Annotated in this window: 9 protein-coding genes and 1 pseudogene; 9 read left to right on the forward strand and 1 reads right to left on the reverse strand. The window is 74.5% G+C overall.

Translation table 11 applies throughout. The features are described from left to right. The 3 genes from ACFVIM_RS02360 to ACFVIM_RS02370 all read left to right on the forward strand — a co-directional run. Positions 1-2,385: hypothetical protein (locus ACFVIM_RS02360; RefSeq protein ID WP_384297446.1), on the forward strand; the 2,385-nt coding region annotated here is incomplete at its 5' end. A 79-nt stretch (positions 2,386-2,464) separates the two neighbouring features. Continuing rightward, positions 2,465-2,716 (forward strand): hypothetical protein, encoded by a 252-nt coding sequence (locus ACFVIM_RS02365; RefSeq protein ID WP_384297447.1) that lies wholly within the window; start codon positions 2,465-2,467, stop codon positions 2,714-2,716. A gap of 267 nt (positions 2,717-2,983) precedes the next feature. Beyond that, positions 2,984-4,420, forward strand: coding sequence for an aminotransferase class V-fold PLP-dependent enzyme (locus ACFVIM_RS02370; protein WP_384297449.1), 1,437 nt, complete (start codon positions 2,984-2,986; stop codon positions 4,418-4,420). Here the strand turns inward: ACFVIM_RS02370 and ACFVIM_RS02375 are convergent. Further along, on the reverse strand, positions 4,398-6,101 hold the full coding sequence (locus ACFVIM_RS02375) for an ATP-binding cassette domain-containing protein (RefSeq protein WP_384297450.1): 1,704 nt from the start codon (positions 6,099-6,101) through the stop codon (positions 4,398-4,400). The two genes, ACFVIM_RS02370 and ACFVIM_RS02375, sit on opposite strands and share 23 nt — an antisense overlap. Before the next feature lie 652 nt (positions 6,102-6,753). Between ACFVIM_RS02375 and ACFVIM_RS02380 the strand changes: the two genes are divergently transcribed. From ACFVIM_RS02380 to ACFVIM_RS02405, 6 genes and pseudogenes are all read left to right on the forward strand, one after another. Further along, on the forward strand, positions 6,754-7,941 hold the full coding sequence (locus ACFVIM_RS02380; protein WP_384297452.1) for an NAD(P)/FAD-dependent oxidoreductase: 1,188 nt from the start codon (positions 6,754-6,756) through the stop codon (positions 7,939-7,941). 36 nt (positions 7,942-7,977) lie between these two features. Next, positions 7,978-8,235 (forward strand): annotated as a pseudogene (locus tag ACFVIM_RS02385) ((2Fe-2S)-binding protein); the annotation flags it as partial. A 77-nt stretch (positions 8,236-8,312) separates the two neighbouring features. Continuing rightward, the gene (locus ACFVIM_RS02390; protein ID WP_384297453.1) at positions 8,313-9,968 is read left to right on the forward strand and encodes an FAD-dependent oxidoreductase; all 1,656 of its coding nucleotides are present in this window, start codon (positions 8,313-8,315) and stop codon (positions 9,966-9,968) included. Beyond that, entirely contained in the window at positions 9,965-10,864 is a 900-nt protein-coding gene (locus tag ACFVIM_RS02395; protein WP_384297454.1) for a dihydrodipicolinate synthase family protein, read from the forward strand. The genes ACFVIM_RS02390 and ACFVIM_RS02395 overlap by 4 nt, the downstream gene beginning before the upstream one ends. 1 nt (position 10,865) lies before the next feature. Further along, positions 10,866-11,867, forward strand: coding sequence for a proline racemase family protein (locus ACFVIM_RS02400; protein ID WP_384297456.1), 1,002 nt, complete (start codon positions 10,866-10,868; stop codon positions 11,865-11,867). 104 nt (positions 11,868-11,971) lie between these two features. Continuing rightward, a complete protein-coding gene (locus tag ACFVIM_RS02405) occupies positions 11,972-12,601 on the forward strand; it encodes a GntR family transcriptional regulator (protein ID WP_384297510.1) in 630 nt (209 codons plus the stop codon). Positions 12,602-12,625: the final 24 nt, after the last annotated feature.

Consider the following 12,625-nt stretch of genomic DNA (forward strand, 5'->3'; position numbering starts at 1 on the left):
GACCACCTGGACGTTGTTCACGACGCCGGAGGAGCGCATCGCCTGCTGCGATTCGCGGGCCGCGAGGTCCCAGCCGCCGCCGGGGGCGGCCGGGGCCATCAGCGTGAGGTTGGTACGGGCGCTGCCGCCGCCGGTGAGGCCCGCCGCCACGCCGGTGAGGCCACGCGTGCCGCCAACGCCGCCGTCGCGCTCGCCGACCGCTCGGCCACCGCGGCCAACGAGGCGCGGGACGCGGCCAACTCGGCCGCCGACCACGCCGAGAAGGCCGCCGTCGCGGCCGACGAGGCCGCCCAGCACGCGGGCGACGCCGCCACCGCCGCGGCCAAGTCGACCGCCCACGCCAACGCCGCGACCCAGGCCGCCAACGCCGCCACCGCCGCCGTGGCCAAGGCCAAGACCACGTTCGACCTGGCCCGTGAGATCGAGGCCCAGGAGCTCGCGGCCCGTACCGCCGCCGCGATCGAGCAGGCCAAGGACCTCAAGACCCGGGACGACGAGCGGCTCGCGGAGATCAACCGCGCCCGTCAGGAGGCCAAGGACCTCGACGCGGAGGCCATCCGCCTCGCCGCCGAGGCCAACCAGCCCGGCGCCGACCCCGCACAGGTCGCCACCAAGGGCCGTAAGGTCGCCGTCCTCGCGATGAAGACCCGTGGCCCCTGGAGCAGGCTGGCCGCCGAGGTCGCCCTCGCCAGCGACGACAAGGTCGTGACCGACTACGTCCGCACCGAGTGGAAGTCGTCCGCCGAGCGCGACGAGTTCGGCCGGGTGGAGCAGCTCGCCACGGTCTCCGAGGTCGCCCCGGTCCGTACCGCCGCCGAGTCGGCGCTCGACGGCACCCCCGCCCAGATCAAGACGTTCCTGGAGGCCGGTCAGCACCAGGCCGCCATCCACGACTACGGGGTGCAGGTCACCCAGATCGTCAGCGCCGCCCCCGGCCGTGGGGTGAAGGACGCCGGTCAGGCGGCCCTCAACGCGGGCAACGCCCAGGCGCTGCGGGACTTCATCACCACCGGGCAGTACGTGTCGCGCGAGCAGGACGACCGGGTCCGCGCCGTACAGCTCGTGGGCAGCGGCACCCCTGAGGTGAAGGCCGCCGCGCGTATCGCGATGGAAGGCTCCCGCGAGATGATGCGGGCCTTCGTCGACAACGGGCAGTACATGGCCCAGCGCAAGGACCACCTCGCCGCGACCCATGTCCAGCGGGTCCAGGGCCTGATCGCCGGGGCCAGCCTCGTCGCCGCCCGGGCACAGATCTACGCCAACGAGGCGCAGCGCGTCGCCGCCGTCGCCCGTAAGGCCGCCGCCGACGCCGAGAAGTACAAGAACGCCGCCGCCGCTTCCGCGAAGGAGGCGGACGGCTACGCGGCCCAGGCCAACCAGTCCGCCAAGGACGCCGAGGCGTCCGCGGCCCAGGCCGCCCAGTCGGCCAAGGTCGCCCGCAACGCCGAGGCCAGCGCCCACCGCTCCGCCCGGCAGGCCGGTGCCCACGCCGCCCGCGCCGAGGGCTCGGCCGCGTCCGCGCGCGGCTCCGCCAGCGCCGCCTGGGCCTCCGCCAACACCGCCCGCGCGGACGCGATCAAGGCGGGCAAGGACGCCGCGACCGCCGCTGTCGCCGCTGTCGAGGCCCTGGTCATCACGGTCAAGAAGTACCGCGACGAGCGGGAGGCCGCGCGTCGCGACGCGCAGAAGCGCGCCGACACCGACCAGCTCCAGAAAATGGAGGACGAGTGGCAGGAGTCGATGAAGGAGGAGGAGACCGACTGGTGGGACACCGTCAAGGAAGGCGGTCACCTCGCCCTCGACGGTCTCGGCCTCGTCCCCGTCTTCGGTGAGGTCGCCGACGGCATCAACTGCGGCTGGTACGGCGCCGAGGGCGACACCCTCAACGCCAGCCTCTCCTGCGCCGCGATGGTCCCCTTCTTCGGCTGGGGCGCCACCGGCGGCAAGCTCAGCGCCAAGGGCGCCAACGCGCTGGAGGCGTACCTCAAGTCGCAGCGTGCCCGGGGCATGGTGCCGAACATCTGGTCCGACAACCCGCGGAAGGGCCTGACCCACGCCGGGAACGCGGTGTCGCACTGGAGCAAGCACAAGGGCGAGTTCTCCGAGCTGAACAACGCCAAGGAGTATGTGCAGCTGGCGCACTCCTACGGAAGCCTGGCGATGATGCGCAAGTACACGCCGGGCTACCGCATCTACGACCAGGGCAACGGACGGCTCGCGCTCTACGACGAGAAGCGGAACATCTACGCCGCGTACACCGACAAGGGTGTGCCCCAGACCATGTACAAGCCCCGCCCGTACGACCGGGAGACGAACCCGGGCGGATACCAGGGCTCTCTTGAGGACTGGTTGAATAACCCCGGTCGCGGAACCCAGTACAGGTGACCGGAGACATGGCACACCCCGCCCCGGTACCGACACTCACCGGGCAAGAACCGACAGAGGCACGATGATGGAGAGCCCGATGCCGACCGCCTGCCGAATCTGCGGTCTCGACGACGGCGCCGAACTGTACGACGCGAACGGCGTGCCCAACTACGTCATCTGCGAGTGCTGCGGCAACGAGTCCGGGATCGGCGACGAGAACATCGGTCAGGTGCGCGAGCTCCGGGGCCTGTGGGTCGGCCAGGGCGCCCGCTGGGACAGCCCCAAGCACCGTCCCGAGAAATGGGACTTCTTCCAGCAGATCGCCCAGATCCCCGGGGACTGGCGCTAGCCAGACGCCGTGCGCGGCGGTGGTCCGTCCCCGTCGTTGACGGACCCCGGACCCCGCCCCGCACGCCGGGGAGCCCACCCCCCAGGGGGCCGTACCACCTCGGTACGGCCCCCTTCGCGTACCCCGGGCGAGGGGCCGGGAGTGCCCCGGGCTGACGTGCGGCTGTGCGAGACCTTCGTGATCCAGTACGCCGCCCTCGCCTTCTTGCCGCCGCGCCGTACCGCCCCGCATCCTGGGTGATCAGGGGAGAACTGGGAGGTCGTGGCCATGGAAACCACGGGGACCGAAGATCGACGGCCGCGCCGGGACTACCCCGACGTGGCCGCCGCCGACACCGATTTCGCACGGGTGCGCGCCCTGGAGTACGGATACCTCGACGAGACCCGCCAGATCTATCTCGACCACACCGGGGCGGCGCTGCCCGCCCAGCGCCAGCTCCACGCGCAGACCGAACGACTGACCCGGGGAGTCTTCGGCAACCCCCACACCGACAGTCCCGCGTCCGCGCGCACCACCGCCCTGGTGGAGGAGGCGAGACGGCGCGTCCTCGACTTCGCCGGGGCCGACCCCGCCGAGTTCACCGTCGTCTTCACCGCCAACGCGACCGCCGCCTGCCGACTGGTCGGCGAGGCGTATCCGTTCCGCCGCCGCCGCGCCGAACTGCTGCTGACCCTCGACAACCACAACTCGGTCAACGGATTACGCGCGTTCGCCCGGGCCCGTTCGACGCCCACCACCTACGTACCGCTCACCGGGCCCGAGATGCGGGTCGGCGACGAGGACCTGCTGCGCGCGCTGCGCGCCCGGCGCGGACTGTTCGCCTATCCGGCGCAGAGCAACTTCAGCGGTGTCCAGCATCCGCTGGAGTGGATACCCGCCGCCCAGGAGGCGGGCTGGCACGTCCTGCTCGACGCCGCCGCCTACGCCCCCACCAACGCGCTGCGGCTCAGCCGCTGGCCCGCCGACTTCACCGTGCTGAGCTGGTACAAGGTCTTCGGCTACCCCACCGGGGTCGGGGTCCTCATCGCCCGCACCAGCGCCCTGCGGCTGCTGCGGCGGCCCTGGTTCTCCGGGGGCACCATCCAGGTGGTCAGCGCGCAGGGCCAGTGGCACCGGATGGCGGAGGGACCCGCCGCCTTCGAGGACGGCACGGTCGACTTCCACGCCATCCCCGAGGTCACCACCGGGCTCGACTGGATCGAGTCCCTCGGGATGGGCGCGATACACGACCATGTCACCCGGCTGACGGGCCGTCTCCTCGCCGGGCTGCTGGCCCTGCGCCACAGCGACGGCAGCCCCCTGGTGCGGCTGTACGGGCCGCGCACCACCCACCGCCGTGGCGGCACCGTCGCGCTGAACGTGCTCGACGCGGACGGCCGGGTCGTCGACGAACGGATCGTGGCCCGGGACAGCTCCGCCGCCCGGATATCCCTGCGGACCGGCTGCTTCTGCAACCCGGGCGCCGGGGAAGCGGCCTTCGAGATCAGCCGCCGCGCCCTGCGCCGCACCGGCCGCGATGCCACGGTGACCTCCATCGACGAGTATCTGCCCCGGCTCGGACTGTCCTCCGGCGGTGCCGTGCGGGTCTCCCTGGGGCTCTCCTCCAGCCCGGGGGACGTGGACGCGCTGCTGCGCTTCCTCGCCGGCACCTACCGCGACCAGTTGCCGTACGCCGACGACCTCAGCCCTCGTCTGACGTGCTGAGCACGGGCTTGCTCAGCAAGGACCTGCTCAGCACCGGCCTGCTGACGGTCGGGCAGCGCCGGTCCAGCACCCGGTGCGCGGCGAGCAGGAAGAGCGTCGTGAAGGCGGCCAGCAGCAGCCAGCGCGACCATGGCTCGTGGGAGAAGCTGTCCCCGTAGGAGGTGAGCAGCGGCGGCCCCAGCGGGGAGCCGCCGCCCGCCCACAGCGCCTCCAGACCGGCGCCCGCGCCGAGCGCCTCGAAGGCCCAGCGGTTGGTCATCGCCGCGCTGAGCCACTGCCCCGCCGCCGCCATCAGCGGTACGGGGACGAACGCGCCCGAGAAGAGCACCTGGGGGAAGCACAGCAGCGGCAGCATCAGCGCCGCCTGCCCCGGGTCCGAGACCGCCGCCGAGGTCAGCAGCCCCAGTGCCAGCCCGGCGGCGGACGCCAGCACACTGGTGACCAGCAGCGAGGAGTACACACCGAGGCCCGCGTCCGGCAGCCGGTCCAGCGCCCGCAACACCGCCAGCAGCGCGGCGTCCGCCAGCGCCAGCACCGGCAGCAGCAGGGTGATCTTGCTGGCCACGTACGGGCCGAGCCGCAGCGTGGTGAGCCGCTCCCGGCGCACCACGGCCAGCTCCCCGCAGATCTGGAGCAGTCCGTACGCCAGTCCGAAGAAGAACGCGCCGAAGCCGATCCAGAACAGCACCATCGCCGCCGCCGACGGACTCGGCCGCGCCGGGTCGAACACCCCGGGCCGGAACAGCAGCGCGAACATGGCCACGATCATCAGCGGGGAGCCCGCGACGATCGCCGCGGAGAGCCGGTCCCGCAGCAGGATCTCCCCGCCGCGCCGGGTCAGCAGCAGCCACTGTGTCAGCGGCCCGGGGCCCGGACGGCGTCCCCGGGACCGTACCCGCGTCCGCGGCTGCGGGGCGGCCGCCGGCGCGGGCTCCGGGGCGGCCGGGAGGGCGGCGACCTCCGCGTACACCCCCGTGAGGTCTTCGGCGCCGAAGTGATCCACCGTCTCCTCGGGGGTGCCCGCGTGGGCCAGGGCACCCTCGGGGGTCAGAAAGACCACCAGGTCACAGCGGGCCAGATCGGCGGGGGAGTGGGTGGTGAGCACCACCGTCACCCCGCCGGCGGCGAGCTCGGTGAGGGTCTCCATCAAGGTGGCGCCGGTCGCCGGGTCCAGCCCCGAGGTGGGCTCGTCGAGGAAGAGGGCACGCGGCCGGGAGAGCAGTTCCACCGCGATCCCGGCCCGTTTGCGCTCGCCACCGCTGAGGGTGTCGACGCGCTGGGCGGCGCGGGCGCCGAGCCCCAGCCGGTCCAGGACGCGGTCGACATCGCCCGGGTCCGCGCCCCGCAGCCGGGCCGCGTACCAGAGCCCCCGGCGGAGCCCCAGACCACGGTGGAGGATGTCGTCCTGGGGAACGAAACCGAACGGGACGGCCGCCTCGGCGGGCTCCAGGCCGTCGTGGCGCACCAGGCCACGACCGGGGCGGCGGAGCCCGGCGAGCGTCTCCAGCAGCAGGGTCTTGCCCGCGCCGCTGCCGCCCGCGATGCCGACGAGCCGCCCGGGTGGGATGTCGAGGGTGACGCCCCGGAGCACCTCCCGTCCGTTGCGCAGTCGCAGTCCCGCGCCGACGGTGTGCATCCGCACCCCGCCGTCGTTCCGCTCCATCTGGTCGATCCCCGCCACCGGCTCACGCCCCTTTCCGGCCGAATCACCCCGGCCGCCGCCGTGATCTTAGAGCCCGTCAGGGGGCGGTCCACCGCCAGCGGCGCGCGCCGCTTCGAGGGGTGCGCCCGCGCACTCCGGAGCGCGTGGACGTTCTGCCTGTTCAGCGCGGCGCACCGGACGTCACGCCCGTACCAGGCTCGTGCTACTGAACAACGGGTTGTGTGAGGAACGTGGTTGACCTGCGCACCCGCGGGGGAGGGACGGGACGGTGGCGGGCATCTGTACGCCGGGGTCGCCCGGCGCGGCCCGACGCGCGGGCTCACTCGAAGGAGGCGTGGGACGGGTCGGCGCGCGGCGGCGTCCGCGCTCACGGGGGTGCGGCGGGCGGTCCACCGGTCGCCCTCGACGCGGCGCGGTCCGGGCTCCGCCGGGTCATTCCGGCCACCACGACCGCGCGCGGTCCGTACTCGGGTACGACTCGGTACTCGCCCGCGACTCCGCGCCCGCGCACGACCACGCACCCGTACGCGGTGTCCGCACCTGTACGCGGTGTCCGCACCTGTACGCGGCACCCGCACCTGTACGCGGACACGGGACGCGACGCGCCGCCGCTGTCCGGATCCGCGCCCGGCCTCTGGGCGGCCGCCATAGCATGTGACATGGTACTGAGGTGAGCCTTCGTCACGGATGTGATGTCGTGATCGTCGGCGCGGGCGTGGTCGGCGCCGCCTGTGCCTTCTACGCCGTACGCGCCGGACTGCGGCCCCTGCTCATCGACCGTGGCGGGGTCGCCGGTGGCACCACCGGAGCGGGCGAGGGGAACCTCCTGGTCTCCGACAAGGAACCGGGCCCCGAGCTGAGACTCGCCCTGCTCTCCCTGCGGCTCTGGCGCGACCTGGCCGAGGAGTCGCCGTCCTTCGCGACCGCCGTGGAGTACCGGCCCAAGGGCGGTCTCGTCGTCGCCGGCCGGCCCGCCGCGCTCGCCGCCCTCACCGCGCTCGCCGCCGCCCAGCGCGCCGAGGGCGTCGACGCCCGTACCGTCACCGCCGACGGGGTGACCGCCCTCGAACCCCTGCTCGCCCCCGGGTTCGCGGGCGCGGTCCACTACCCCCAGGACAGCCAGGTCATGCCCGCCCTCGCCGCCGCCCACTGGGTGCGCGCCGCCCGCCGTCTCGGCGCGGACCTGTGGACCGGTACAGAGGTGGTGGCCGTGGTGCGGGACCGCTCCGGCCGGGTCCAAGGCGTCCGCACCACGCGCGGCGACGTCCACGCGCCCGCCGTGGTCAACGCGGCGGGCGTCTGGGGCGCCGAACTCGCCGCCCGCGCCGGGCTCTCGCTGCCCGTCCGGCCCCGCCGGGGCGTCGTCCTGGTCACCGAGCCCCTGCCGCCGCGTGTGATCCGGCACAAGGTCTACGCGGCGGACTACGTCGGCGACGTCGCGTCCGACACCGACGCCCTCAGGGTCTCCCCGGTCGTCGAGTCCACCGAGGCGGGGCCCGTGCTCATCGGCTCCAGTCGCGAGCACACCGGGTTCGACCGGCGGCTGCCGACGGCGGTCACCGGAGCGCTGGCCGCCCGCGCGACCGCGCTCTTCCCCTTCCTCGGCCGGGTCCAGGCCCTCCGCGCCTACCTGGGTTTCCGTCCCTCCGTACCCGACCACCTGCCGGTGATCGGCCCCGATCCGCGAGCGCCCGGACTCCACCACGCCTGCGGCCACGAGGGTGCCGGGGTCGGACTGGCGCCGGGCACGGCCCTGTTGATCACACGCGCTCTGTGCGGTGAGCCACCCGAACTGGATCCGGCACCGTTCCGCCCCACCCGGTTCGGGGACCCCCCGGCCCTGGCGTACCGCCCCTGACCCGGACCGCCCGCCCCGCGCTCCCCGAGGAGGCCCATGCCCACCCCCTTCACCATCACCTTCGACGGCGATCCCCTTCCCGCGCTGCCGGGCCAGAGCCTCGCCGCCGTCCTGTGGTCGGCGGGCACGGTCGCCTGGCGCACCACCCGGAGCGGGGAGCCGCGCGGGGCGTTCTGCGGCATCGGGATCTGCTTCGACTGTCTGGTCACCGTCAACGACCGGCCCAACCGGCGGGCCTGTCTCACCCCCGCCGCCCCCGGCGATGTGATCCGCACCCAACGAGGGGACGGCCACGGCCCGTCCACCGACGGAGGAGCCACGATGAACGCGTACTCCGAGCGGCCCGGAGAGGCTCCCCCGAGGCCGCTGACATGAAAGGGGCCGCCGATGGGCCGGGGCCGGACCCGGGCGCCGACCAGCCGCCCCTGAGCCCGTCCCGCCAGGCCCCGGCCTCGTTCCCGCGGGCCCCTATCGCACCCCCACCCCCCGCCACTCCGGTCCTCGCCGTCGTCGGAGCCGGACCCGCCGGGGTCGCCGCCGCCGTCGCGGCCGCCGACGGCGGTGTCCCGGTGGTGTTGCTGCTCGACTCCGGCCCCCGGCCCGGTGGCCAGATCCACCGCCGCCCCGCGCCCGCGCTCGCCACCACCGGCCCCCGCCCGCGCCACCACCCCACCTGGACCCGGCTGCTCCAGCGGCTCTGGGCACACCGCCGCAGGGGTCGGATCCGCTGGCTCCCCGGGCTCCACCTCTGGTCCGTGGAACACGGGGAAGGCGGCTTCACCCTGCACGCCCTCGACGGCGACGACCGCCCCACCACCCTCACCGCACCCGCGCTCCTGCTGGCCACCGGGGCCGCTGAACGGGTCCTGCCCTTCCCCGGCTGGACCCTGCCCGGAGTGGTCACGGCGGGTGGCGCCCAGGCGATGCTCAAGGGCGGGCTCGCCCTGCCCGGCCGCCGGATCGTCGTCGCGGGGACGGGACCGCTGCTGCTCCCCGTCGCCACCGCCCTCGCCTCGGCCGGAGCCGCGGTCGCCGCGCTGGTCGAGTCGGCCGACCCCCGTACGTACGTCCGGCACGCCCCGGTCCTCGTACGGCACCCCGCCAAGCTGGCCGAGGCCGCCGGGTACGGACTCCGGCTCGCGCGCCACCGTGTCCCCGTCCTCACCCGGCACTCCGTCCGCGCCGCCGAAGGGGACGGACGGATCGCGTCCGTCACCCTCGCGCCGGTCGGCGGGGGAGCGGTACGGAGGGTGGAGTGTGACGCGCTCGCCGTCGGGCACGGGCTGCTGCCCCGGACCGAAGTGGCCGCCGCGCTGGGCTGCCGGACCACGCCCGGCGGGGTGGTGGCCGACGCGCGGCAGCGCACCGATGTGCCCGGGGTATGGGCGGCCGGGGAGATCTGCGGGATCGGCGGCGCCTCCCTGGCCCGCGCCGAGGGCGAGATCGCCGGACGTGACGCGGCCGCCTGGCTCGCCGGGGCGCCCTCGCGCCGCCGTGCCCGGGCCCTGTGGAGCCGCGCCCGGCTGCGGCGGTTCGCCTCCGTACTCGACCAGGTCCACCCGCCCGACAGCGCGCCCTGCCGGAGCCTGCCGGACGACACCGTCGTCTGCCGCTGCGAGGAGGTCACGGCGGGCCGGATCCGACGGGCCGTCGACGAGCTCGGCGCCACGGACGCCCGGACCGTCAAACTCCTCACCCGCGCCGGGATGGGCTGGTGCCAGGGGCGGATCTGCGGCCCCGGTGTCGCCGCCGTGGCCGGCACCGGGCCGGAGACCGTACGCAGGCCCTTCGACCGGCCGGTGCCGCTGGCCGTCCTCGCCCGCCTGGATCCCTCCGGCCCCTCCGGTCCGCCCAGCCCCTCTGACTTCTCCGACCCCTCCGACTTCTCCTGCCCCTCCGGCGACCGACAGGGCACCCCGCGTCGAGCCGCCGAACGCCTGGACACCCCGGACCCGCACACCCCAGGCCCGCACACCCCAGACGCCAACACCACACACAGGCCCGCCCACCCACAGGAGCCCCGATGACCACACGACGCGAACCCTGGCGTGGAGTCATGGTCGCCACCGCCCTCCCGCTCCGCGACGACCTCACCGTCGACCACGACGCCTACGCCGCCCACTGCGCCTGGCTGGTCGCCAGCGGCTGCGACGGGGTGGTGCCCAACGGATCCCTCGGCGAGTACCAGACGCTGACCCCCGGCGAACGCGGGCGGATCGTGGAGACCGCCGTCGCCGCCGTCGGCGGTGAGCGGGTGATGGCCGGGGTCTCCGCCTACGGCGCGGCCGAGGCCCACCGCTGGGCCACCCACGCCCGCGAGGCGGGCTGCGCCAGTGTGATGGCGCTGCCGCCGACCGGCTACCGGGCCGACGAACGCGCCGTACGCGAGCACTACGCGCGGATCGCCGCCGTGGGCCTGCCCGTCGTCGCCTACAACAACCCCCACGACACCCGGGTCGACCTCAGTCCCGCCCTCCTCGCCGCCCTTCACTCCGACGGCCATATCCGCGCGGTCAAGGAGTTCAGCGGCGATGTCCGCCGCGCCTACGAGATCGCCGAACGCGCCCCCGGGCTCGATCTGCTGGCGGGCGCCGACGACGTCCTGCTCGAACTCGTCCTCGCCGGGGCCACGGGATGGATCGCCGGAGTCGCCAACGCCCTGCCCGCCGACTGCGCGGCGCTCCACCGCGCCGCCTCCCGCGGTGACCTCACCGCCGCTCGCGCCGCCTACCGGCGGCTCCACCCGCTGCTGCGCTGGGACTCCCGCCCGGAGTTCGTCCAGGCGATCAAGGCGGCGATGGAGGCGGCCGGACGGTACGGGGGGCCGTGCCGCCCACCCCGTTCCCCGCTCGCCACGGAACACCTCACCGCGGTCCGCGCGGCGACGGACCGGGCCCGTACCACGGCGGGGACGGGCCGCTGAGATGCGCAGTACCCGCGTGCTGCACGCCGTGGACTCGCATACCGAGGGCATGCCCACCCGTGTCGTCACCGGAGGCGTGGGCACCCTGCCCGGCGCCACCATGGCCGAGCGCCGCGCCCATCTGATCGCGCACCTGGACGGGCTGCGGACCTTCCTGATGTACGAACCCCGCGGCCACTCCGCCATGAGCGGCGCCATCCTCCAGCCGCCGACCCGGCCCGACGCCGATACCGGCGTGCTGTTCATCGAGGTCTCCGGCGCGCTGCCGATGTGCGGCCATGGCGCCATCGGTGTGGCGACCGTCCTCGTCGAGACCGGGATGGTGCCGGTGCGCGAACCGTTCACCACCGTACGGCTCGACACCCCGGCCGGACTGGTCACCGCCGAGGTCGCCGTCAGCGGGGGCGCGGCGACGGCGGTGACCCTGCGCAACGTTCCCTCGTACTGCGCCGCCCTCGACCGCGCCGTCACCCTCCCCGACGGGCGCACGGTCCGCTACGACCTCGCCTACGGCGGCAACTTCTACGCGATTCTGCCGCTGGAACGGCTGGGGCTCCCCTTCGACCGCGCCCACAAGGACGAGATCCTCACCGCCGCTCTCGCCCTGATGGCGGCGGTCAACGCGGATGACCCGCCGGTCCACCCCGAGGACCCGGCCATCAGGGGAGTTCGCCATGTCCAGTTCCTCGCCCCGGACGCCGACGCCCGGCGCTCCCGGCACGCGATGGCCATTCACCCCGGCTGGTTCGACCGCTCCCCCTGCGGCACCGGCACCTCGGCGCGGATGGCGCAGCTCCACGCCCGTGGACTGCTCCCGCTCCACCAGGACCTCGTCAGCGAGTCCTTCATCGGTACGACGTTCACCGGGCGGCTCACCGGAACCACCGAGGTCGGCGGTGTCCCCGCGGTGCTGCCGTCGCTGACCGGGCGGGCGTGGATCACCGCCACCGCCCAGTTCCATCTCGACCCGACGGACCCGTTCCCGGCAGGATTCCTCCTGTGAACACCCCGCCGGTGAAGCCCGTGCACACCCCGCCCGCGACCGCCCCACGCGCGACCGCCCCACCCGCGGCGCTCCTCCCCGCGGCCGCCCCGTCGCTACCGCCGCTGGAGGGCCGCACCTCCTACCGCGCCCGGGTGGCGGACGCCCTGCGCGCCGCCCTCGTCGCCGGGACGCTGCTGCCGGGCCGGATCTACTCCGCCCCCACCCTCGCCGCCCGTTTCGGGGTCTCCGCCACCCCCGTCCGGGAGGCCATGCTCGACCTGGTGAAGGAGGGCCTGGTGACCACCGTCCCCAACAAGGGCTTCCGGGTCACCGAGGTCACCGAGGCCCAGCTCGACGAGTTCGCCCAGATCCGCGCGCTCATCGAGATCCCGACGGTCACCGCGCTCACCGCCACCGCCGAACCCGCCGCCCTCACCGCGCTGCGCCCGGTCGCCGACGAGATCGTCGCCACCGCCGCCACGGGCGATCTGGTCGGCTATATCGAGGCGGACCGCCGCTTCCACCTCGGACTCCTCGCCCTGGCCGGAAACGCCCATCTCGTCGAGGTCGTCGGGGATCTGCGTAAACGCTCCCGGCTCTACGGCCTGACCGCTCTCGTCGAACGGGGCCTGCTGGAGGAGTCGGCCCGCGAACACCACGAGCTGCTGGACGCCCTGCTGACCCGGGACGAGACGGCGGTACGGGAGGTGATGACCCGCCATCTCACCCATGTCAGGACCCTGTGGGCCTAGGGGCCCGGGAGGTGCCCCCACCTG

It is taken from the genome of Streptomyces sp. NPDC057638 (assembly GCF_042800315.1).
Lineage (GTDB): Bacteria > Actinomycetota > Actinomycetes > Streptomycetales > Streptomycetaceae > Streptomyces.